Origin of the sequence: Nocardia sp. NPDC059154 (assembly GCF_042755705.1) — a bacterium.
Classification (GTDB): Bacteria; Actinomycetota; Actinomycetes; order Mycobacteriales; family Mycobacteriaceae; genus Nocardia.
Genome location: NZ_JBHZCS010000073.1, coordinates 24,819 through 49,326 on the forward strand (window position 1 = coordinate 24,819; position 24,508 = coordinate 49,326).

Sequence of the window (24,508 nt, forward strand, 5' to 3'; positions counted from 1 at the left end):
GCGCAGTGCGGTTGTGAGTGTGGCAGCCGCGTCGGGCAGACTGGAGACCCGTGAGTACCCAGTTGCTTGTCGGCGGTCGTATCTACAGTTCGAGCAATCCTGACGCGACGGCCATGGCCGTCAGTGACGGGACCGTGGTGTGGGTGGGGCTGGACAAGCCGGGGCGGGCATTGCATCCGGACGCCGAGATCATCGAGCTGGACGGGGCGTTCGTGGCGCCCGGGTTCGTGGATCCGCACGTGCACGTGACCGGGCTGGGGCTGACGCTGACGGGACTCGATCTGGCACAGGCCCGTTCGTTGGAGGAATGCCTGCAGCTGGTGCGGGAGTTCGCCGCCGTGCACCCGGACGGGGTGATCCTCGGCGAGGGCTGGGACGAGACCACCTGGGCCGGCGGACGGCCGCCCACACGCGAGGAGATCGACGCCGCCGCGCCGGGACGCCAGGTGTATCTGGCTCGCGTGGACGCGCATTCGGCGGTGGCCTCCACCGCACTGCTGGACGCGGTACCCGGAATCACCGAGGCGACCGGGTTCACCCGCGGTGAGCCGCTGCGCGCGGACGCCCACCATCGCGTGCGCGGGGCCGCGCTGGGCGCACTGAACCGGGCACAGCGGGATGCCGCCCGGCAGGTCGCGCTGGACGCGGCGGCCGCCAATGGCGTTGTGGCCGTGCACGAATGCGCGGGAACCGAGATCTCCGGCGCCGACGACGTGCGGGAACTCCTCGAGTTCGGGCACGGTGTCGAGGTGCGCGCCTACTGGGGACAGGCCGTGCGCACCGCCGACGAAGCCCGCACCCTGGTCAAGGAACTCGGCGTGCACGCCCTCGGCGGCGACCTGTTCGTGGACGGGGCGCTCGGCTCGCACACCGCGTGGCTGCGCGAACCCTATGCCGACCGCGACACCACCGGCACCTCCTACCTCGACACCGAGGCCATCGCCGCGCACGTGCTCGCGTGCACCGAGGCCGGCCTCCAGACCGGCTTCCACGTCATCGGCGACGCCGCCATGGACGCGGTCGTCGCCGGATTCGAGCGGGTCGTGGGCGAACTCGGCGGCCCGGCCGTCGCCTCCCGCGGGCACCGCCTGGAACACGCCGAGATGATGACCGCCGACCAGATCGGGAAACTCGCCGCCTGGGGCGTGATCGCCAGTGTCCAACCGGGATTCGACGCCGCCTGGGGCGGCCCGGACGGCATGTACGCCACCCGCCTCGGCGCCGGACGCGCCGCCACCCTCAACCCGTTCGCCGCCATGGCCGCCGCGGGTATCTCCCTCGCCATCGGCTCCGACGCGCCGGTCACCGCCCTGAACCCGTGGGAGGCCATCCGCGCCGCGGTCAACCACCGCACTCCGGGCCATCAGATCTCGCCACGGGCCGCCTTCGCCGCGGCCACTCGCGGCGCCTGGCGCGCGGGCGGCGTCCGCGACGGTGTCGCCGGCACCCTCGTCCCGGGCGCCCCTGCCTCCTATGCCATCTGGGACGCCCGCGAGCTCGTCGTCGCGGCCGCCGCGGATACCGTGCAGCGCTGGTCCACCGACCCCCGCTCCCGCGTCCCCGGCCTCCCGCCCCTCACCCCGGCCGCCACCCTGCCGCGCTGCCTGCGCACCGTGCACCGCGGAGTCGCCATTCATGAAGCCTGAGCCCGACTCCGAGAACCGCACCGCCGCACAGGGTTCCACCGGAGCGGCCATGCCGGATCCCGGACCTCCCGAGACCAACGATCCCGGCGCCGAAGCACGGACCGGATCGGGATCATCGGCCGGCGATATGGACACTGCCTCTGGGACCGCCGACGAGGGCCCCGATCCCGTGGCGACCGCAGGGGCCGAGTATGACGAGGATCGCGCCGTCGGCGCGGCATCGAAAGCCGATGAGGGCGGCAGCATTTCGACGGTCGCGCGGGCCGGGGTCGGGTCTGCGCCGGAGTCCCGGCCAGGGGTGGCGGCCCGAGCCATCGCGGTAGCGACGGCACGCCCGCGGCTGACGCGGTTGCCGGCCGCGGCGGTGGCCGGGCTGCTGCTGTACGCGAGCTTCCCGCCCCGGACGCTGTGGTACCTGGCTCCGGTCGGGATCGCCGTGCTGACCCTCGCCGTGCGCGGAACCTGCCGGGCACGTGGAGGATTCGGATTCGGGTTCGTGGCCGGGCTGGCGTTCTTCCTGCCGCTGCTGCCGTGGACCGGGATCTATGTCGGTCCCGTGCCGTGGCTCGCCCTGTCGACCGTGTGCGCCCTGTATGTCGGTTTGTTCGGGCTGCTGACGCGGTGGGTGGCGACGCTGCCCGGATGGCCGCTGTGGGTGGCGACGGTGTGGTCACTGACCGAGTGGGCGCGGGCCAGCTTCCCCTTCGGCGGGTTCCCTTGGGGGAAACTGGCTTTCGGTCAGGCCGACGGGTGGTATCTGCCCTTCGCGATGGTGGGTGGCGCGCCGCTGGTGAGCTTCGCGGTGGCGCTCACCGGCACCGGGCTGGCGTGGTTCGCGGTGAGTTTGCTGCGCTTTTTCGCATCGGCTGCGGAGGATAGCGGTGAGCCGGTCGCGGCCACCTCGGATTCTCCCAGATCGGGGGCTATCCGTCCCACATCCTGGAACCGGATTGTTGCTGCGGCAATGCTTGTGGCTATAGTTCCCCTCACCGGAGTGATCCTCCGGACCGCGCTGCCCGGCCCGGAGGACGGCAACCGGCCGATCACGGTCGCCGCCATCCAGGGCAGCGTGCCGCGCCTGGGCCTGGACTTCAATGCCCAGCGCCGCGCGGTTCTCGACAATCACGTCAAGCGCACCGAGGAACTGGCCCGCGACATCGCGGCCGGCCGGGCCTCGCAACCGGACGTGGTGATCTGGCCGGAGAACTCCTCCGATATCGATCCGCTGCGCAATGCCGATGCGGCCCAGGAGATCTCGCAGGTGTCCAAGGATGTGAAGGCCCCCATCCTGGTCGGCGCGGTGCTCGTCAACGACGACCGCACCACCACCAACTCGGTCATCGTCTGGAACGGCGACGCCGGACCGGGGGAGCGGCACGACAAGAAGATCATCCAGCCCTTCGGCGAATACCTCCCGTACCGCAACTTCTTCCGGCACTTCTCCGAATACGCGGACCGCGCAGGCTATTTCGTCCCCGGTACGGGCGACGGCGTCGTGCACGCCCAGCCGTTCACCGGTGGCGCACCGGTCGCCATCGGCGTGGCCACCTGCTACGAGGTGGTCTTCGACCGCGCCTTCGAGGAGTCCGTGCGCGCGGGCGCGCAGCTGCTCGCGGTCCCGTCCAACAACGCCACCTTCGGCCGCAGCGAGATGACCTATCAGCAGCTCGCCATGTCGCGGGTGCGCGCGGTGGAACACGGGCGCGCGGTGGTGGTCTCGGTAACCACCGGTGTCAGCGCCATGATCACCGCCGACGGCGTGATCCGGCAGCAGACACCGCAATTCGAACCTGCGGCGCTGGTAGCGACGTTGCCGTTGCGGAACAATACGACATTTGCCACTCGTTTCGGGCCCGCGCCCGAGGCGATCGTGTGTATCCTGGCCGCTGCTGCCACTGCGGCAGCGCTGATCCGGCGTCGGGCACTGCGCGCGTGACTCCGATCGACCGGATCTGATCCCGGAGGCTTTTCCGGCGTATTACCCGCGGGCACGTGTGAGAGGGCCGTCCCGCGTCGGCGAGACATTTTCGCCAGTTCGTTGCCATGGCTTGTTGGAGTCTCCGGTCTGTCTGTGGTCGTGCGGTTTCCTTAGGCGAGTTAAGCGATCCTAGCGAGGTTTGCTATGGGGTAACTGAACTTAATCTTCGCGCCGTCAACGCCCGTTCGTTGCGGACAACTCGAGATCACCACCGATCCGCTCGGCGGGATGCTCCGAATCATAGGACGTGGATCACGTCCTACGGCTCGCGCATGCGCGCGATCGCCGGGCCATCGGGGCGGACCGTGATCGATTTTCGGGGCTCGGGGAGTTGCGTCTACAGCGGCAGAACGGAGTTTTTTGATGAGTTCATTGGCCACCGACCGTGTCGACCAATGTTCTTCGGGTGAATTCTCGGCTCAACCTTTCACGCTCTCTCCCGCGCAGTCGGCTCTCTGGTACGCCCAGCGCATCCGGCCCGATATCCCCCTCACCATCGCGCAATACGTCGAGATTCACGGCGACCTTGACGTCGGCCGCCTGCTGTACGCCATCGAGCGCTACGGCGCCGAGAGCCAAGTCGGCCACGTGCGCCTGCTCGAGATCGACGGGGTGCCGCACCAGCTGGTGGACTACCACCGGCGGCCCGGCTGGGCCCGCTACGACCTGCGGGCCGAGACCGACCCGCGCACCGCGGCCCTCGCCTGGATGAACGAGCACGCCAGCTCGCCCATCGACATCGAACGCGATCCGCTCACCACCAATGTGGTGCTACGGGTCGGCGACTCGGACTGGATCTGGTACAGCCGCGGCCACCACATCGTCATCGACGGCTACGGCGCCATGAACGCCACCACCCGCGCCGCAGAGATCTATACGGCCCTCGAAGCCCACGACGAGCCGGCGGACTCCCGGGCCACCCCGCTGGCCAGCATCTACTCCGACGAGAACCGCTACCGGGAGACCAGCCGCTTCGTCACCGACAGCGACTACTGGCGCCAGCAGCTCGACGGCGCCGGCGAGCCGATCACCCTGTCCAGCAACGGAATGCTGCCCGCGGTGTCCGACGCCGGCCGCCGCAGCGCGACCGGGGTGCTCGCCGATGACGCCCAGGCCGCCGTCGAGGCCGCCGCGACCGCGTTCGGCTCCAACAGCTCCGCGCTGTTCGTGGCCGCCCTGGCCGGTTACGTGCGGGCCGTCACCGGCACCCAGGACGTGGTGCTGAGCCTGCCGGTGTCCGCGCGCACCACCGTGGCGCTGCGCCGCTCCAGCGGTGTGGTCTCGAACGTGGTGCCCATCCGCGTGCAGTTCACCGACACCCACACCGTCGCCGACACCGTGCGCGCGGTCGAGCTGCAGATCACCGGCGCCCTGCGCCACCAGCGCTATCGCAGCGACGACATCCGCCGGGACTGTGGCTATTCGCGCGACGCCCGCGGCTTCTTCGGCCCCATGGTCAACCTCATGCTCTTCCACAGCGAGCTGAAGTTCGGCAGCCTGATGGGTGCCATCAACGTGCTGTCCACCGGCCCGGTCGAGGACCTGTCGATCAACCTGTACAACGGTCTCGGCGATCGCATCCACATCGACTTCGAGGCCAACCCGCGCCTCTACAGCGATGCCGAACTCGCCGCGCACCACGCCCGGCTGCTGGATTACCTGGCCCGCTTCGTGTCCGCCGACCCGGAGACACCCGTCGCCGACATGGCGGTACTCACCGATCCGGAACGCGAACGCGTGCTGCACGAATGGAATTCGACCCAGGTGGCCCGCCAGGAGGGCACCCTGGCCGGGCTGTTCGCCGACCGGGCCGCCGCCTCCGCCGATCAGGTCGCGCTCGAGTTCGAGGGCGAGACCCTCACCTACGCCGCCTTCGACGAGCGCACCAACCGGCTGGCCCGCGAACTCATCGCGCGCGGCGCGGGACCCGACACCCTGGTCGGCCTGGCCGTCCGGCGCAGCCTCGACCTGCTGGTCGGCATGTACGCCATCGTCAAGGCGGGCGCCGCCTACCTGCCCATCGACCCGGACCACCCGGCCGACCGCATCGGGGCCATCCTCGACCAGGCCCGGCCGCTGTGCGTGCTCACCGCGTCGCGCGACAGGCTCGACCTGCCCGGCACCGCACCGCGATTCGACATCGACACCGCGGATGTGTGGCGGCACCCGGGCCGCCCGGTCACCGATACCGATCGGACCGCGCCGCTGCGTTCCGACCACCTCGCGTACGTCATCTTCACCTCCGGTTCCACCGGCACGCCCAAGGGCGTCGGCGTCACCCACGCCGCCATCGTGAACCGGCTGCGCTGGATGCAGGATGCCTACCCGCTCGACTCCTCCGACGTGGTGCTGCAGAAGACCCCCGCCACCTTCGACGTCTCGGTGTGGGAGTTCTTCTGGCCCTTGCAGATCGGGGCCCGCCTGGTCATCGCCGCCCCCGACGGGCACCGCGATCCCGCGTATCTGGCCCGCATCATCGCCGAGAAGGGCGTCACCACAGCGCATTTCGTGCCGTCCATGCTGTCGGTGTTCCTCACCGACACCGATGTGCGGGGCTGCACCGGACTGTCGCGGGTCTTCTGCTCGGGTGAGGCGCTGCCCGCCGCCACCGTCGCCGATTTCCACGCCGCCCTCGGCAGCGGCCCCGACGCGCCGCAGCTACACAACCTGTACGGCCCCACCGAGGCCGCCGTCGACGTCACCGCCTGGCACTGCACTCCGGGCAGCACCGACGTCCCGATCGGCTCGCCCATCTGGAACACCCGCACCTATGTGCTCGACGCCCGGCTCCAACCGGTCGCCCCGGGCGTCGTGGGCGAGCTGTACCTGGCCGGCGTGCAGCTGGCCCGGGGCTATGTGGGCCGTGGCGCCCTCACGGCCGACCGTTTCGTGGCCAACCCGTTCACCCCCGGCGCCCGCATGTACCGCACCGGTGACCTGGTGCGCTGGCGTGGCACCGGCACCGCCGGCGTCCTGGAATACCTGGGGCGCAGCGACTTCCAGATCAAGGTGCGCGGCCTGCGCATCGAACTCGGCGAGATCGAGGCCGTCCTGCTGGCCGACGCCCGCGTCGCGCGCGCCGTGTGCGTGGCCCGCCGCGGCCGTAGCGGGGACGAGCTCATCGCCTACGTCGTGGCCGCCCCCGGCGTCGGCGACCTCGACGCGTCCGACCTCACCGCCACGTTGCGCCGGACCCTGCCCAGCTACATGGTGCCGTCGTACCTCATGGTGCTGGACGAACTACCGCTCAGCGCCAACGGCAAGGTGGACCGCAAGGCGCTGCCCGCACCCGATGCGGGCGCCCGCCGCCCGGCCCGGCCCGTCGCCGCCCCGCGCACCGCCATGGAACACCAGCTCACCGGCATCTTCGCCGAGGTGCTCGGCACCGACGAATTCGACGTCGAGGACAGCTTCTTCGACCTGGGCGGCAACTCGCTGACCGCCGCCCGGGCGGTCGCGCGCGTGAACGCGGCCCTCGGCGCGTCGCTCACCATCCGCGATCTGTTCGAGACGTCCACCGTCACCGCGCTGGCCACCCGGCTCTCGGCCGAGGAGCCGGAGAACACCTCCCCGAAACTGGTGGCCGGGCAACGGCCGCAACAGCTTCCGCTGTCGCTGGCCCAGCAGCGGCTGTGGATCCTCAACCGGTTCGCCGAGCACGCGGCGGCCTACAACATGGCCTTCGCGGTGAAACTGACCGGGCCCCTGGATATTCCGGCGCTGCGGGCCGGCCTGGTGGATGTGCTGGAACGGCACGAGAGCCTGCGCACCACCTTCCCCGACACCCCCGACGGGCCCTGCCAGCTGGTGCACCCGGCCTCGGAGATCCCGCTCACCCTCGATCCCATCGACGCCACCGGCGAGGACGCGGTCGCGCTGGCGAGCGAATTCGCCGGGTACGGCTTCGATCTGCGCAGCCAGGCCCCGGTCCGGGTGGCGCTGTACGCCATCGGGCCCGACACCCACCTGTTCCTGGTGGTGCTGCACCACATCAGCGGCGACGGCTGGTCCACCGCCCCGCTGAGCCGCGACATCATCACCGCGGTCGCGGCCCGCGCCCGGGGCGCGGCGCCGCGATGGACGCCGCTGCCGGTGCAGTACGCGGATTTTGCACTGTGGCAACGGGAACTGCTCGGCGACGAGGCCGACCCGGCCAGCGCCCTCGCCCGGCAGCTCGCCTTCTGGCGCGCCGCGCTCGCCGACCTGCCCGACCAGCTGGACCTGCCGCTGGACCGCCCCCGCCCGCGGCACCGCAGCACCGCCGGCGGCACCGTCGAGTTCGACATCTCCGCGCAGACGCGCCGGGCCCTCGCCAGCGTTGCCGCCGCACGCGGGGTCAGCACCTTCATGGTCCTGCACGCCGCGCTGGCCGCGGTGCTCGCACGCCTGTGCAACACCACCGACATCGTGATCGGCACGCCGATCGCCGGGCGCAGCGATCCGGCGCTCGACGATCTGGTCGGCATGTTCGTCAACACCCTCGTGCTGCGCACCCGGGTGGACCCGGCCGCCGGCTTCGACCGCATGCTCGCCGAGGTCCGCGAAACCGACCTCAATGCCTTCGCCAATGCCGACGTACCGTTCGAGCGGCTCGTCGAGGTGGTCAATCCCGAGCGCTCCGCCGCCCGCCACCCGCTGTTCCAGGTGATGCTGTCCTACGACAGCAACCCCGAGTTGGATGTCGACCTGCCCGGCGTGGAGACCGAGGTGGTGCCCCTGGCCACCGACATCGCCAAGTTCGATCTGCAGCTGACCGTCCAGGAACCCGCCGGCATCCCCGCCGAGGACGCCGGATTCACCGCCGAATTCGGTTATGCCGCCGACGTTTTCGACCGGGTCACGGTGGAGGCCATCGCGCGGCGCTTCGGCGCGCTCCTGGCCGCCGCGGTCGCCGACCCGTCCACCCCGGTCGGCGACCTGCCGCTGCTGGACGTCCGGGAGATCGCGAAGCTGGTGCCCATCGTCGGTTCCCCCGCCGTGCCCAGCATCACCCTGGCCCGGCTGCTCAGCGACACCGCCGAGCGGGTGCCGGACGCGGTCGCGGTCCGCTACCTCGGCGTCGACACCACCTACCGGGAGCTCGACGAACGCTCGAACCGCCTGGCGCGGGTGCTGATCGAGCACGGCGCGGGCCCGGAGGTGGTGGTGGCGATCGCGCTGCCGCGCAGCCTGGAGAGCATCCTCGCGGTGTGGGCGGTGGCCAAGACCGGTGCCGCGTACGTGCCCGTCGACCCCGACTATCCGGCCGACCGCATCGCCCACATGCTCGCCGACTCCGGCGCCATGCTCGGCCTCACCAATGCCGAACGGCGCGAGAACATGCCGACCACCTGGCCCGGCAATCGGGGCCGCCACCGCAAGAGCTACGTCGACTGGCTGCTGCTCGGCTCCGAGCAGCTCACGCAGGAGTGCGCGCAGTTCCCCGACACCCCGGTCACCGACGCGGACCGGCACCACCCGCTGCGCATCGGCGGCCCGGCCTACCTGATCTACACCTCCGGTTCCACCGGCAAGCCCAAGGCCGTGGTGGTCACCAATGCGGGCATCGCCTCGCTGGCGCACGAGCAGATGCACCTGTTCAAGGTCACCGATTCGGCTCGCACCCTGCACTTCTCGTCGCCCAGCTTCGATGCGTCGGTGCTGGAGCTGCTGCTCGGTTTCGCGGCCGGGGCCACCATCGTGGTGGTGCCCGCGGGCGTCTTCGGCGGCGCCGAGCTGGCGGGCATCCTGCGCGAGGAGCACGTGACGCACGCCTTCGTCACGCCCGCCGCCCTGGCCACCGTGCCCGCCGCCGACCTACCGGAGCTGGAGGCCGTCATCGTCGGCGGCGAGGCCTGCCCCGAGGACCTCGTCGAGGTCTGGACCGCACCGGATTCCCGGCCCGGCCGCCCGCCGCGGCGCATGCACAACATGTACGGCCCCTCCGAGGCCACCGTCGCCGCCACCGCCACCGGGCCCATGCTCGCGGGGCAACCGGTGCCGATCGGCGGGCCCGTGCGCGGTATGCGGCTGTTCGTGCTCGACGGCCGCCTGCACCCGGTGCCGCCGGGCGTGGCGGGCGAGCTGTACCTGTCCGGTCCGGGCCTGGCCCGCGGCTACCTGGGCCGGCACGGCCTGACCGCGCAGCAATTCCCGGCCAACCCGCACGGGCGGCGCGGCGAACGCATGTACCGCACCGGCGATCTCGTGGTCGCCGACCGGGCGGGACAGCTGCGCTTCCTGGGCCGGGCCGACGACCAGATCAAGATCCGCGGCTTCCGCATCGAACTGCGCGAGATCGACCACGTGCTGGCCGCGCATCCCGGAGTCACCTTCGCGCTCACCGTCGTTCACCACGACGAGCGCGGAATCCCGCGTCTGGTGGCCTATCTCACCGCCGACACCGACATCGACCCGGCCGCGGTGCTCGAGACCGCGCGCGGACGGCTGCCGGGTTACATGGTGCCCGCCGCGCTCACCGTGCTCGATGCCGTACCGGTCTCCCCGACCGGCAAGCTGGACCGCAAGGCGCTACCCGCACCGGAGTTCGTGGCCGCCGCGCCCACCCGCGCCCCGGAAACCGAACTGGAGCAACAGGTCGCGCTGGTCTTCGGCAGTGTGCTGGGCGGCCTCACGCCGGGCGCGGACGACAACTTCTTCGAGATCGGCGGCAACTCGCTGCTGGCCACCCGCCTGACCTCGGCCCTGCACAGCGAGTTCGGGGTGGAGCTGCCGGTGCGCGACATCTTCGAGCTGCCGACGGTGGCCGGGGTGGCCGCACGGCTGGCGGAAGCGCCCCGGGCCGAGCGTGTAGCGCTGGCTGTGCATACGCCGCGCCCGGAGCGCGTGCCACTGTCGTTGCCGCAGCAGCGACTGTGGTTCCTCAACAGATATTCCCCCGAATCCAGCGCTTACAACATCGCATTCGTGCTGCGGATCGATGGCGATCCGGACATCGACGCGTTGCGGGCGGCGCTGGCCGACGTGGCGGAGCGGCACGAGGTGCTGCGCACCGTCTTCCCGGAGGACGCCCAGGGCGCCTACCAGGTCGTGCTGGACACCGCACGGTGCCTGCCGGTGCTGGACGTGGTCGAGACCGACGAGGTCGGCGCGCGCCACGCCCTGCGCTCGCTGGCGCGCCGCGGCTTCGACCTGACCCGCGAGATCCCGCTGCGAATGACCTTGCTGCGCACCGGAACCCGCCGGCACCTGCTCGGCATCGCGCTGCACCACATCGCCGCCGACGGCTGGTCGCTGGGCCCGCTGACCCGGGACCTGGCCATCGCCTACACCGCCCGCCACGGCGGCGCGGCGCCCACCTGGACGCCGCTGCCGGTGCAGTACGCCGACTTCAGCCTGTGGCAGCGCGAGATTCTCGGCACGGAGGACGACGCCGAGAGCGCCGCCGCCACCCAGCTGGACTACTGGCGTACCGCGCTGGCCGAGCTGCCCGGGGAACTACCGCTGCCCTACGACCGGCCCCGCCCGGCCGAACCCACCCAGCGGGCCGGATCGGTGCGGTTCGAGGTGCCCGAAGCCGTGCAGCGCAGGCTCGCCGAGGTCGCCCGGGCACACGGCGTCAGCCTGTTCATGGTGCTGCGCTCCACGCTGGCCGTGCTGCTGCGCGTGGTCACCGGCGGCCGCGACGTGATCGTCGGCACGCCGGTGGCGGGGCGCACCGACACCCGTCTCGACGATCTGGTCGGCATGTTCGTCAACACGCTGATCCTGCGCTCGGATGTGGACCCCGACCGCAGCTTCGCCGAACTGCTGCAGGCCGACCGCGACACCGAACTGGCCGCCATGGCGCACGCCGAGGTGCCCTACGAGCGGGTCGTGGAGGAACTGCAGTCCGCGGACGCGGGGCAGCGCCGCTACGGCGCGAGCCCGCTGCTGCAGGTCGCGCTGACGGTGCAGGACACCCCGGTGCCCGCGCTGCGGCTGCCCGGATTGTCGCTGCAGGCCGAGGAACTCGATATCGCGCTGGCCAAGTTCGATCTGGAGCTGCGGGTGCTGCCCGGCGCGGGCGAGGACCAGCGGGCCTTCGAATTCGTCTACGCCGCCGAGCTTTTCGACCAGTCGACGGTCGGTGTCCTGGCCGAGCGCCTGGTCAAGGTATTCGGCGCCGTCACCACCGACGCGCACATGCGCGTGCGTGACATCGACGCGCGCACCGAACTCGAGCACGACATGCTCACCCCGGCCTGGGGCCCCGCGCCGGAGCCGCAGTGCAGCCTGGCCGCCTACTTCACGGCCACCGCGCACCTCCATGCCGACCGGGTGTTCCTGCGACTCGACGACACCGAGCTCACCTACCTGGAATCCGACGTGTATTCGAACCGCTTGGCGCGGGCCCTGATCCACCGCGGCCTGGGTCCGGGTGACCGGGTCGCGCTGGGCCTGACCCGGTCGGTGGAGTCGGTGCTGACCGCGCTGGCCGTCACCAAGTGCGGTGCGGCGTTCGTGCCGGTGGACCCCAACTATCCGGCGGACCGGGTGCAGCACATGCTCGCCGACGCCGGCTGCCGGGTGGGCGTCAGCATGACCGAGCACGCCGACCGGCTGCACGCCGCCGGCGGCGCCGACAGCGTGGAGTGGCTGCTGCTCGACGACGCCGTACTGCTCGACGAACTCGAGATCCTCGACGACGGGCCGATCACCGATGCCGAGCGCACCGGCACCCTGTGGACCACGGATCTGGCGTACCTCATCTACACCTCCGGCTCGACCGGAAAACCCAAGGGCGTGGCCGTCACCCACGGCGGCCTGTCCAATTTCGCCGACGAGGTCCGTGAGCGCGGGCGGGTCGACCGGGACTCGCGGATCATGCACTTCTCGTCCCCGAGCTTCGACGCCTCCGTCTACGACCTGCTGTTCGCGATCTGCGCGGGCGCGACCATGGTCATCGTCCCGCCCGACGTGTACGGCGGCGACGAACTGGCCGAGCTCATGGAACGCGAACAGGTCAGCCACACCTTCATGACCCCGGCCGCGCTGGCGACCATCGACCGGGACCGCTGGCCGCTGCCGCACCTGCGCGCGATCATGGTCGGCGGCGAGGCCGTGGGACCGGAACTGGTGGCGCGCTGGGCCCCCGGCCGCCTGATGTTCAACGTGTACGGCCCGACGGAGACCACCATCGTGGTCACCATCTCCTCGCCGCTGCGGGTCGGCGAGCCCATCACCATCGGCAACCTGGTCCGTGGCGCCCGCGCCGTGGTCCTGGACGAGCGCCTGCGCCCGGTCCCGGTCGGCGTGCCCGGCGAGCTGTACATCGGCGGACAGGGTTGTGCGCGCGGCTATTTCGAGCGGTTCGATCTCACCGCCGCCCGGTTCGTCGCGGACCCGTACGGCCCGGAGGGCTCGCGCCTCTACCGCACCGGCGATGTGGTGCGCTGGACCGGCGACGGTGACATCGTCTACCTGGGCCGCAGCGACCACCAGGTGAAGCTGCGCGGTTTCCGTATCGAGCTGGGCGAGATCGACGGCGTGCTCACCGCCCACCGCGCAATCCGCTTCTCCCACACCGAGGTTCGCGAGATCGCGGGCGCACGCCGCATCGTGTCGTTCGTGCTGCCCATGGACCACGCCGCCGCGCCCGATCTCGAGGAGCTGCGCGCGCACTGCGCCGAGCACCTGCCGGCGCACATGGTGCCCAGCGCCCTCGCCCTGCTCGACCACATTCCGCTCACCCCGGTCGGCAAGCTCGACCGCGACGCGCTGCCGCAACCCACGGCCGTCGTCGCCGGGGTCTCGCGGGTACCGGAGACCGACACCGAGCGCCTGGTCGCCGAGGTGATGGGGGAGCTGGTCGGCGCCGAGGCCCTGGGCGCGGACGACAGCTTCTTCGAGGTCGGCGGAAACTCGCTGCTGGCCACCCAATTGGTGGCCCGGCTGGCCACCGTCACCGGGGTGCGGCTGGAGGTGCGGTCGGTCTTCGCCGCGCCCACCGTGGCCGGACTCGCCGCGGCCCTGGACGCCGGATCTTCCTCGGCGGATCTGCGACCGGAACCGCGCCGGCGCACCCGGCCCGCGCGGATCCCGCTCTCCGCGGCCCAGCGGCGGCTGTGGTTCCTGGAGAAGTTCAACGCCGGCGAGCACGGAGAAGCGCTGGGCGCCTACAACGTTCCGGTCGCCCTGCGCCTGCACGGTGAGCTGGACATCCCGGCACTGCGCGCGGCCCTGCACGCCGTACAGGACCGGCACGAGACCCTGCGCACCGTCTTCCCGGAGATCGACGGCGAACCCTGCCAGCGGATCCTGGAGCCGGGTGAGGGGGCGGTCGGCCTGCCGGTACGGACGGTCGGCGCGGACGAGGTGCCCGGCGAGATCCGCCGCGTCACCGCCGGCGGTTTCGACCTGGCCACCAGCGTGCCGGTGCGCGCGGCCCTGCTGCGCCTGGCCGGCAGCAAGACCGAGCACGTGCTGGTGCTGGTCGTGCACCACATCGCCATGGACGGCTGGTCGCTGCAGCCGCTGGCCGCCGATGTGGCCGCCGCCTACCGGGCGCACACCGGCAAGCAGACCCCGGAATGGCCCGAACTGCCCATCCAGTACGCCGATTACACGCTGTGGCAGCAGGATGTGCTGGGCCGCGAGGACGATCCGGACTCGGTGATCAGCCGCCAGCTCGACTACTGGCGGCGCGCCCTCGACGGCATCCCGGAACGGCTCTCCGTTCCCGCCGACCGGCCGCGGCCGCCGGTGCCGACCTACCGGGGCGGCACGGTGGAGTGCAAGCTCGACGCCTTCACCCACCGCGAATTGCAGGCGCTGGCCGCCGAACACGGCGTCACCATGTTCATGGTGCTGCACGCGGCACTCGTCGCACTGCTGCATCGGCTGACGCACGACGACGACATCACGGTCGGCACACCCATTGCGGGACGCGGACATCCGGCGCTGGACCGCCTGGTCGGCATGTTCGTCGGCACCCTGGTGCTGCGCACCCGCATCGACGGCGGCGCCGCGTTCGGCGACCTGCTGCGCGCGGTCCGCGACACCGATCTGGAGGCCTTCGCCCACGCCGACGTGCCGTTCGAGCGCCTGGTCGAGGTGCTGAATCCGGTGCGCTCCCAGGCACATCACCCGATGTTCCAGGTCATGCTGTCGGTACAGAACCAGCCCGCGCGGGTGCTGGAGCTGCCGGCCATGCGCATCGAGGCCGACGACGCCGACCCGGGCATCGCCAAGTTCGACCTGCAGTTCACCCTCACCGAATCCTGGACGCCACGCCGCGAACCCGACGGCATCACGGTGTCGGTGAACTATGCCTCCGACCTGTTCGAGGCGGCGACGGCGCAGCGGCTGGCACAGCGGTTCGTGCGGCTGCTGGCCGCGGCCGCCACGCATCCGGCCACCGCCGTCGGCGATCTGGACGTGCTGGACTCGGCCGAATGGTCGGCGCTGGCGCCGGTCCGCGGCACCGAACCCGGCCTGCCCATCACCTTCCCCGAGGTGTTCGAGGCCGCGGTCAACCTCAACCGGTCGGGCATCGCGGTCCGCTCGGGTGGCACCCAGATCTCCTACGACGCTCTGGACCGCTGGACCAACCGGCTGGCCCGGGTGCTCATCGGCTACGGCGTGGGCCCGGAAACCCTGGTCGCCATGGGGATTCCGCGTTCGGCCGAATCGGTGGCGGTGATGCTGGCCATCGCCAAGGCCGGTGGCGCGTTCGTGCCCGTCGACCCGAACTATCCGGAGCAGCGCATCAGCCACATGCTGCTGGATTCCGGTGCGGCCGTGGGCATCACGCTGTCCGGCTATCGGGAGCGCATGCCCGACGGGGCCAACTGGACGATGCTGGACGCGCCGTCGTTCCGGCGGCGGGTGCTCGCCACCTCCGACGCGCCGATCCGCGACGCCGAACGCATCGTGCCGCTGCGCATGCACAACCCGGCCTACGTCATCTACACCTCCGGCTCCACCGGCATCCCCAAGGGCGTGGTCGTCACCCACGGCGGCCTGTCCAACTTCGCCGCCGAGACCGCGCAGCGCTTCGACGTCGGCCCCGATTGCCGGGTCCTGCACTTCGCCACACCGAGTTTCGACGCGGCCATGCTGGACCTGCTGCTCGCTCTCGGCGGGGCCGCCACCCTGGTGATCAGCCCGCAGGGTGTGGTCGGCGGGCAGGAACTGGGGCAGGTGTTCATCGAGGAGGGCATCACCCACGCCTTCATCACCACCTCGGCGCTGGGCACCGTCGATCCGGCCGGCGTGACCGCACTGCGGCACGTGCTGGTCGGCGGTGAGGCGCTGCCCCCGGACTTGGTCAGCCGGTGGGCCCCGGGCCGCAGGCTCTACAACGTGTACGGGCCGACGGAGACCACCATCGTCACGGTGATCTCGCACCCCATGACACCCGGCGGGCAGATCAGCATCGGCGGGCCCATCCGCGGGGTCGGCGCGACCGTGCTCGACGCGCGCCTGCACCCGGCCCCGGCCGGGGTCACCGGTGAACTGCACCTGGCCGGCGCGGCGCTGGCGCGCGGCTACCTGCGCCGCCCCGGCCTGACCGCACAGCGCTTCGTGGCCAACCCGTTCGGCAAGCCCGGTGAGCGCATGTACCGCACCGGCGACCTGGTCCGCTGGCTCGAAAGCGCGGGCGGCGCACAGGATCTGGAGTACGTCGGCCGCACCGACCACCAGGTCAAGATCCGCGGCTTCCGCATCGAACTCGGCGAGATCGACGCGGCGCTGGCCAAGCACCCGGAGGTGGAGTTCGCCACCACCATCGGGCACCGCACCCCGGCCGGCTCCACCGCGCTGGTGTCGTATGTGAAGCCGCGCACCGGAACCGCGCCCACCACCGCCGAGCTGACCGCGCACGTGGCCGAATTGGTGCCCAACTACATGGTCCCGCAGTCGATCATGCTGCTGGACCGGGTGCCGCTGTCCCCGGTCGGCAAGCTCGACCGGAAGGCGTTGCCGGAACCGGTGTTCGCGGCCCGCGAGGGCTACCGGGCCCCCGCCACCCCGCTGGAGGAGGCACTGTGTGCCGCCTTCGCCGACGTGCTGGGCGTCGAACAGGTCGGCGCCGACGACGGGTTCTTCGAACTCGGCGGCAACTCGCTGCTGGCCACCAAGGTGGTGGCCCAGCTGCGGGCGGGCGGCATCGACCTGCCGGTACAGGCCATGTTCGGCGAATCCACCCCGGCCGCCATCGCCGGGCGGCTCGCCGCCGCCGAGGGCGACGCGGGCGCCGCGCTGACCGCGGCCCTGGGCGCGGTGCTGCCGCTGCGTCCGGCCGCCGATTCCGGTGTGCCGCCGCTGTTCTGCGTGCATCCGGCCATCGGCCTGTCCTGGTGCTTCGCCGGGCTGCTGTCGCATCTGCCGCAGGAGCGGCCCGTGTACGGCCTGCAGGCCCCGCACGTGGCCGGCGAGGACAGTCACCACACCATCGCCGAGGCCGCGAAACACTATGTGGCGCACATGAAGTCGGTGCAGCCCACCGGCCCCTACCAGGTGCTGGGCTGGTCGCTGGGCGGGCTCATCGCCCACGAGATTGCCGTGCAGCTGCAGGAGGCCGGTGACGAGGTCACGTTGCTGGCCATGATGGACAGCTACCAGCTGTCGGACCGGTGGCTCGAGGAGGCGGTGCCGTCGGTGGCGGCCGTGGTCGCCGAATTCGGTTCCGACCTGCTCGGCGGTGACGCCGACATCGATTCGCGCATGACGCTCACCGAGGCGGCCGAACTGCTCCGCGGGCGATCCGGGCCGTTCGCGGCGCTCACCGTCGAGCACCTGGAACGGCTCTACACCGGATACGAGAACGGCGCGGCGCAGGCGCACGGGTTCCGGCCCCGCGTCTTCGACGGTGATCTGCTGTTCTTCACCGCCGCCGACGACGAGATCAACCGGGCCGACCCGGACCGCTGTGCCGCGGCCTGGCAGCCCTACGTCACCGGCACGGTGCACGACCAGTTGGTGCGCTGCACGCACGCCGGCATGACAACGCCCGAATCCCTCGCCGTCATCGGGCCGGTGTTGCGGGATCAGCTGGCAGCCATCCGAGCCCGGCGGGAGGGTATGCGATGAGTCTGGCCGTGGAAGTCCAAGGGCTGGTGAAGTATTACGGCAAGGTGCGGGTGCTGGACGGTATCGATCTCGAGATCCCGTCCGGCACGGTGATGGGGCTGCTCGGGCCCAACGGCGCGGGCAAGACCACCACGGTCCGCATCGTCACCACCCTGCTCCGCCCGAGCGCGGGCTCGGTGCACGTCGCGGGAGTGGACGTGCTGAAGCATCCGGCCCGCGTTCGCACCCGGATCGGCCTGTCGGGCCAGTACGCGGCCATCGACGCCAACCTGTCCGGATTCGAGAACCTGCGCATGGTGGCCCGGCTGTACGGCATGAACCACAAGCGGGCCGCCGAACGCGCCACCGAACTGCTCACCGCCCTCGGCCTCGACCACGCGGCCGGGCGGCGGGCGGGCACCTACTCCGGCGGTATGGCCCGCCGGCTGGACCTGGCGGGGGCGTTGGTGTGCCGGCCCCCGGTGGTCGTGCTGGACGAGCCGACCACCGGCCTGGATCCGCGCGGGCGCCTCGACATGTGGCGGGTCATCGGCGAACTCGTCGACGACGGCACCACCGTGCTGCTCACCACCCAGTACCTGGAGGAGGCCGACCTCCTCGCCGACCGCATCACCGTCATCGACCGCGGGCGGGTCATCGCCCGCGGGTCGGCCGACGAACTGAAGACCTCCATCGGCGGCGACAAGCTCACCGTCACCCTCGCGCCCGGCCAGGATCCCGCCCCCGCACAGCAGGTGCTGGGTGAGGTGGGCATCGGCGAAGCCGAATTCGACGAGGGCGCCGACACGGTCACCGTGGTGGTCGGCGACGGCAGCCGCACCATGGTGGAGGCGCTGCGCCGCCTCGACGACGCCGGGGTGCACGTGGTCGACGCCGTCGTGGACCGGCCCACCCTCGACGACGTATTCCTTTCCCTCACCGGCAAACCCGGCGAACGCAAGCCGGATGTCCCCGCCCCCGAGTCTGTCCAAGAGGAGATCCTGTCGTGACGACCCTCCCCGCCGAACCGGAAGCTCCCGCGCCACCCGAGGAGGAACAGGGCCGTCCCCGCATCGAGGGACCCCTCATGCTGCTACCCCGGGTGGTGCGCGACTCGGCGATCGTGGCCTACCGCAACCTGCTGACCATCCTGCGGGTGCCCACCCTGCTGGTGACGGCCACCATCCAGCCGCTGATGTTCGTGTTCCTGTTCGCCTACATCTTCGGTGCGTCCCTGGGCGGCAGTCAGTACCGGGAGTTCCTGCTCGCCGGAATCTTCACGCAGACAGTCGCTTTCAATGCCGCGTTCACCACCGTCGGCCTGGCCAACGACCTGCACAAGGGCATCATCGACCGGATGCGCACGCTGCCCATGTCGCGGCTGGCGGTGCTGATGGGCCGCACCCTGTCGGACCTGGTGGTCAACATTCTGGCGCTGGCGGTCATGGTGGTCTGCGGGTACGTCGTCGGCTGGCGGATCAACGGGTCGATCATCGACGCGGTGCTGGCGTTCGGGGTGATCCTGCTGTTCGCGTTCGCCATGTCATGGGTCGGGGCGATCACCGGGCTCATGTCGCCCAGCGTCGAGGTGGCCCAGAGTGCCGGTCTCATCTGGCTGTTCCCGCTGACCTTCATCTCCTCGGCATTCATCTCCGGGGAGACGCTGCCCGGCCCGCTGCGCACCGTCGCCGCCTGGAATCCGATCACCGCGGTGTCGGCGGCCGGGCGCAAGCTCTTCGACAACGGCTCCCCGCCGTCGTTCAAACCGGCCACCGGCTGGCCCGCCGACCACTGCGTCGAATACTCCGTCTACTGTTCGCTGGCCATCCTGGCCATCTCGGTGCCGATCGCCCTGCTGCAGTACCGGAAGGTGGCCAGCCACTGAGCCGGCGCGGGCAGCGCGCCGACCGCTCCCTCTTCGACGCCACCCACGGCAGTGCCTGCCGCCAATCTCCTTGCCGCCTACTACGGCTCACCGGGCTGACCCCAGGCACGGGAAGGGCCCCGCACCGGTGTGGTGCGGGGCCCTTCCCGTTTTGTCGCTGTGCTCAGCCGCGGCGGCGGGTCTTGAGCAGGTCCATGCGCTCCTGCAGGAGCTCTTCGAGCTCCTCCTTGCTGCGACGCTCCAGCAGCATGTCCCAGTGGGTGCGGGGCGGCTTGACCTTCTTGGGCTCCTGAGTGGTGCCCTCGAGCAGGATGCCCTCCTGGCCGTTGCGGCACAGCCAGGTCGGCGGGATTTCGGCGTCGTCGGCGAAGGGAACGTCGAATTCCTCGCCGTTGTCGGTGCGGTACCGCGCCATCCGACGCGGCGCCAGGTCGTGGTCGCGGTCGGTCTCGTAGCTCACCGCTCCGAGCCGAGACCCCCGGAGTACGCGATCTGCCATGAGTGCGGTCCCTTCTCGCCTGTCGGCAATGTTCTACATCAGTGTTTCTGCAGCTGCGCTACCTACTGTCAACGCAGCCGCGCACGTGTCGGTTCCCGTGGGAGAACCCTGCCATCCTACTCGTCCGGCGCGCCCACTCCGTCGCGGCGTGCCCTTCCGCCCGGTCGCGGCCGCAAACCGCTAATGTGACGGACCATGTCTCGACGCGTGCTGTCCTGCTGCCAATGGTGCGGGCGGGAGATCGCCGAATCGGAGATCGGACGCCGCCGGCGGTACTGCCGGCAATCGTGTCGCCAGCGGGCGTACGAACATCGAAACAGCGTGAAGGGCACCGGCATTCCCGAGGATTCGGTGGTGCTCAGTGCCCAGGAGGTCTCGGACCTGTCCGATCGCTGGTTCGCCGCCCGCTGCGCCGCCGAGGACGTGGCCACGGCGGTCGCGGAGGGCGCCGAGATGATCGAACTCGCCGATCTCACCGCGACATTGGTGGCGTTGACGCGCGAGGCGGAACGGCTGCGCTGACCGCGGCGTGGCGGCCGGCGGGCAGGGCGCGCACGCTCAGGGCGTAGACGAGGCCGATGCCGAGCGCGGTGACGGCGGCGACAAGGCCGAGGGCGGTGAGGGTTTCACCGTCGGGCCGGGTCACCGGCTGCCCGCGCAGCGCCTGCCACATCAGCAGCGCCACCAGAGCGGTGTAACCGAGCGCCAGCACCCCGATCAGCCGGGTGCGGGTGCGCTCGGTGCGCAGCCATGTCACCGCAGGGGCGAGGCGGGCCAGCACGATGGCCGCGACGATGAGCAGTTGAATGCCGTGCAGACCCGCGAAATGCGCGATCCGCATGTCGCCGCCCGCGGTGCTCCAGTGCGTGATCGGCATGCCCTCGACACCGTCGCGGACGGCGGGCTGCCCGCTGACGAAGGTGTGTCCCGCGCCCAGCCGGACCGGGTGCCCGTAGGCGTCGGTGGTCTGCTGCTCGCCGCTGAAGCCCATGGTGTAGCCCAGCGCCATGCCGAACACCGCGATGCCCAGGCCCGCGCGGATGGCCAGCGAGGTGGGCCGGTCGGTGACGCGCTGCCACGAAAGGGTCACCGCGATCACCAGATTCGCGAGGAACAGTCCGGGCACGCCGGTCATGAACACCCACTGGCCGATGGTGTTGACCGCGTCGTGCTGGGTGTTGAAGTGGCTGAAGGTGCCGCGCGCGGCCTGCACCACCACGAAGCCGACGTCGACGATGGCGGTGGTGGCGAAGACGGCGCCCATCCACCAGGTCAGCCGCTGCCCGCGGTGCGGGAACGACACCAGCCAGGCCAGGGTGCCGCAGTAGAGGACCATGGCGACAGCGAACTTGAGCGGTTTGAGCCACACCGATTCGCCCAGCAGCATGCGGTCGTCGAAGGCCATGGCGCCCAGGGAGAACACGGCCAGGGCCGCCATGGCCGCGGTGGTGACGACCAGGGGGCGGTGCAGCCGGCGAGCGGGGACGGCGGGGGTGAACGGCGCGAGCGGCGGACGATCGAGCGTGGTCATGACGGTGACGCTAGGTCCGTGCGGCCGCCCGCCACGTCCCCCGGCGGTGGGGTCGGCACGTAGTACCCGGGTATGAGAACAGCCCCGGCGGTATGAGCCGGGGCTGTTCTGCGAGGGCTGCGAACGCCGTTGTCGCGCAACCGATCCGTGCACCTTTCAGCGGGCGCCCGGATGAGCGGTGGGGTCAGTCGACGGGGATGCCGACGTCCATGCCGCGCCCGGCCAGGTAGGGCAGCGGATCGACGGGCGCGCCGCCGCCGGTGTGCACCTCGTAGTGCAGGTGCGGTCCGGTGGAGTAGCCGCGGCTGCCGACGGTGGCGAGTACGTCGCCGGCGCGCAACTGCTGGCCCACCTGGACCAGGATGTCCTGCATGTGGCCGTAGACGCCGATGGTGCCGTCGTCCTGCAGCACCCGCACCCAGAGACCGAACCCGGAGGCGGGCCCCGCGTCGATGACGGTGCCGTCGGTGACGGCGTGGATCGGCGCGCCGAAGCCCTCGCCGAAGTCGATACCGGCGTGCATGGCGCCCCAGCGGATGCCGAAGCCGGAGGTGAGCGGACCGGCGACCGGGCGCACGGTCCTGGGGCGGGCCTGCTCGGCGTGCAGGCCGTCGAGGAAGTCGAGCACCGGCTGCGGCACCACCTGCGGCTTCTGCGCCTCGCGCGGGGTGAAGGCGGTGAAGGTGCCGTCGATCTGGGCGGCATTTGCCACGGAGTCGCCCGGGAGCACGTGTGTGGCGTGCGGGTCGGTGGCGGCCGGCGCGGTCAGGGTGGCGCCGACGACCGCGGTGACGGCTGCGGCGCGGGTCGCGGCCGAGCGGTACCGGCAGGTTCCATGCAGGCGAGATAACGGAACGGTTACGGGCATTGATCGACCGTACGAGAACCCGGGTGTCGTTAAGAAGCCGGGTTGCGACCGTCACAGTGCGCCAAAAGTCCAGTTCGAGTATTACGAGACGATAACGACACGCGGGTAATGCGTGGATGACGTCGGCCTCCGGGGTTTGCCGGCGAATTGACCCCGGGAGGGCGGTGCGGGCACTCTGCTTAAGTGGTCGCTAATGGAGTGCGGGTGTTGAGCGCGCTCGCCGACGGTACTCGCCGAGCGGTGTTCGAAGCCCTTCCGCAGGGCCCGAAATCGGTGGGTGAACTCGCCGAGGCCCTGGGCGTCACCAGTTCGGCAATCTCCCAGCATCTGAAGGTGCTGCGTGAGGCGCGCCTGGTGATGATGCGGCCGCAGGGCAACCGCCGTCTCTACTCCCTGGACCCGCGCGGGCTGGCCGATGCGCGTGACTATCTCGAACAGTTCTGGCCCAGCGCCCTGGCCGCCTACTCCGCGGCCTTGTCCAGCGCGCAGACCGAACCCCCCTCCTCGTAGCGGGCAGGCTGGACGCGGCCGGAACAGGCCGGGGTCGCACGAGTAGACGCGAGGCTGCGGGAGCGGACCGGAGTCGGGAGCAGTCAGCAGGGCGCGTACGGCTGGATCGCCGAGGCCCCGGGCGGGCGGGCGTTACGGTGGCGGGGTGGGTACGTCCGTCGTTGTCGAAAGTCCGCGCCGGACAGTGCTACCCGGCTGGTCGGTGCCGCTGATCTTCATCGCGGGCGGCGTCTCGCAGTATCTCGGCGCGGCGATCGGCGTCCATCTGTTCGGCACGGTCGAACCCGCGACCGTGGCCTTGCTGCGTGCGGCGGCCGCGGGTGTCGCCCTGCTGGCGTGGCGGCGGCCCTGGCACGGGCGCTGGACGCGCCGCTCGATCGGGGTGGCCGCCGGGTTCGGCGTGGTGACCCTGGGCATGAATATCGCCTTCTACGAGGCGATCGCGCGGATCCCGCTCGGCACGGCGGTCGCCATCGAATTCCTGGGACCGGTCGCGGTGGCCACTCTCGGGTCGCGCCGGCCCCGCGATCTCCTCACGGTCGCCCTGGTGGTCGCCGGTGTCTTCCTGCTGGCGGGCGTCTCCTCGGATGCCCGGCCGGCCGGCGGCGTCGCGTTCGCCTTGCTGGCGGCCGCGCTGTGGGCGGGCTACATCCTGCTGGGCAAGCGGGTCGCCGACGCGGGTTCGGGCCTGGACGCCCTGGCCGTCGGCATGGCCGCCGCCGCACTCCTGCTGGCCCCGATCCTGGTGACGCGCCAATGTGTGCTCGCCCCATCCGCTTTCGCGGACCCGGAGACCTGGCTGCTGGGCGTCGGTGTCGGCGTGCTGTCCAGTGCCGTCCCCTACGCCCTCGACCAGGTGGTCCTGCGCACGGTCGGCCGCGCCCGTTTCGCCTTGCTGCTGGCGCTGCTCCCGGCCACCGCGGCGGTCATCGGCGCGGTCGCGCTGGCCCAGCGGCCCGCTGTCCCCGAACTCGCGGGCATCGCGCTGGTGATGGCGGCGCTGACTCTCAGTGCGACACAACGCAATAGCCGTCCGCGGTTGCGCGCGAGCGTGCGGCCGCCCAAATCGCGGGAATGACCGCAGGCGCGATCTCAGCGGGTTCGCCGGGCGAAGCCCCGCAGAGTTCCGAAGGCGGGATTCACCCCACCCGCCGGAAGGTCTGCTGGGTGCGGCGGTCCAATCCGGTGCCGGGCCAGGGGCGTTTGCGCAGTTGCTTGTCGACGGCGTTGACGACCTCGGGCGCCCCGATTTTCAGCAGCCCCGGGTCGATGTCGCCGGCGTCCGGGTCGCCGGTCTGCCCGGCCCAGAGCACGGCGTGGCGGCCGAGCAGGTGCGGGGGCGGGCCGCTGCGGCTGGGCGGGTTGGGGCCGAAGAGCAGCACGGTGCGGGTGCCGAAGGCGGTGGCCAGGTGGGCGACGCCGGTGTCGCCGCACACCACGAGGGCGGCTTCGGCGACGGTGGCGGCCAGTTCGATGAGGTTCTGCTGGCCCGCGAGGACTCGCGCCGATGAGAGTCCTGCGCGGGTGGCGACGCCGAGCGCGGTCTCGCGTTCGGATTCGTCACCGGTCACTACGACATCGCGATCCTGTACCAGC

Annotated in this window: 12 protein-coding genes; 8 read left to right on the forward strand and 4 right to left on the reverse strand. The window is 71.2% G+C overall.

Translation table 11 applies throughout. The features are described from left to right. Nucleotides 1–50 precede the first annotated feature (50 nt). The 5 genes from ACFXN1_RS41710 (at nucleotide 51) to ACFXN1_RS41730 (ending at nucleotide 19,504) form a co-directional block, all read left to right on the forward strand. A complete protein-coding gene (locus ACFXN1_RS41710; protein WP_379444838.1) occupies nucleotides 51–1,646 on the forward strand; it encodes an amidohydrolase in 1,596 nt (531 codons plus the stop codon). Next, complete coding sequence (lnt, locus tag ACFXN1_RS41715; RefSeq protein WP_379444840.1) at nucleotides 1,636–3,582, forward strand: apolipoprotein N-acyltransferase; 1,947 nt, start codon at nucleotides 1,636–1,638, stop codon at nucleotides 3,580–3,582. Before ACFXN1_RS41710 ends, lnt begins: the two co-directional genes overlap by 11 nt. A gap of 405 nt (nucleotides 3,583–3,987) precedes the next feature. Then, entirely contained in the window at nucleotides 3,988–17,640 is a 13,653-nt protein-coding gene (locus tag ACFXN1_RS41720; RefSeq protein ID WP_379463885.1) for an amino acid adenylation domain-containing protein, read from the forward strand. Continuing rightward, on the forward strand, nucleotides 17,637–18,629 hold the full coding sequence (locus ACFXN1_RS41725; protein ID WP_379437446.1) for an ATP-binding cassette domain-containing protein: 993 nt from the start codon (nucleotides 17,637–17,639) through the stop codon (nucleotides 18,627–18,629). Before ACFXN1_RS41720 ends, ACFXN1_RS41725 begins: the two co-directional genes overlap by 4 nt. Before the next feature lie 92 nt (nucleotides 18,630–18,721). Continuing rightward, nucleotides 18,722–19,504, forward strand: coding sequence for an ABC transporter permease (locus ACFXN1_RS41730; protein WP_379381389.1), 783 nt, complete (start codon nucleotides 18,722–18,724; stop codon nucleotides 19,502–19,504). Nucleotides 19,505–19,667: 163 nt separating this feature from the next. On the opposite strand, the gene ACFXN1_RS41735 is transcribed toward ACFXN1_RS41730, so the two are convergent. Next, complete coding sequence (locus ACFXN1_RS41735) at nucleotides 19,668–20,003, reverse strand: RNA polymerase-binding protein RbpA (protein ID WP_379396508.1); 336 nt, start codon at nucleotides 20,001–20,003, stop codon at nucleotides 19,668–19,670. A 195-nt stretch (nucleotides 20,004–20,198) separates the two neighbouring features. Here ACFXN1_RS41735 and ACFXN1_RS41740 point away from each other — a divergent pair, with 195 nt between their 5' ends. After that, nucleotides 20,199–20,525 carry a hypothetical protein gene (locus tag ACFXN1_RS41740; protein ID WP_040857932.1) on the forward strand — a complete coding sequence of 109 codons (327 nt, stop codon included), beginning with the start codon at nucleotides 20,199–20,201 and terminating at the stop codon, nucleotides 20,523–20,525. On the opposite strand, the gene ACFXN1_RS41745 is transcribed toward ACFXN1_RS41740, so the two are convergent. Both ACFXN1_RS41745 and ACFXN1_RS41750 read right to left on the reverse strand, forming a co-directional pair. Then, nucleotides 20,476–21,534, reverse strand: coding sequence for a hypothetical protein (locus ACFXN1_RS41745; RefSeq protein WP_379437445.1), 1,059 nt, complete (start codon nucleotides 21,532–21,534; stop codon nucleotides 20,476–20,478). The genes ACFXN1_RS41740 and ACFXN1_RS41745 overlap by 50 nt on opposite strands. Before the next feature lie 184 nt (nucleotides 21,535–21,718). Further along, nucleotides 21,719–22,402 carry a M23 family metallopeptidase gene (locus ACFXN1_RS41750; RefSeq protein WP_379437443.1) on the reverse strand — a complete coding sequence of 228 codons (684 nt, stop codon included), beginning with the start codon at nucleotides 22,400–22,402 and terminating at the stop codon, nucleotides 21,719–21,721. Nucleotides 22,403–22,585: 183 nt separating this feature from the next. Between ACFXN1_RS41750 and ACFXN1_RS41755 the strand changes: the two genes are divergently transcribed. Both ACFXN1_RS41755 and ACFXN1_RS41760 read left to right on the forward strand, forming a co-directional pair. Next, nucleotides 22,586–22,912, forward strand: coding sequence for an ArsR/SmtB family transcription factor (locus ACFXN1_RS41755; protein ID WP_379396513.1), 327 nt, complete (start codon nucleotides 22,586–22,588; stop codon nucleotides 22,910–22,912). A 145-nt stretch (nucleotides 22,913–23,057) separates the two neighbouring features. Then, complete coding sequence (locus ACFXN1_RS41760; RefSeq protein WP_379463887.1) at nucleotides 23,058–23,990, forward strand: DMT family transporter; 933 nt, start codon at nucleotides 23,058–23,060, stop codon at nucleotides 23,988–23,990. Between the two features lie 61 nt (nucleotides 23,991–24,051). Here ACFXN1_RS41760 and ACFXN1_RS41765 read toward each other — a convergent pair. Continuing rightward, the coding region (locus ACFXN1_RS41765; RefSeq protein WP_379463889.1) for a glycosyltransferase family 9 protein at nucleotides 24,052–24,508 on the reverse strand (457 nt) is incomplete at its 5' end.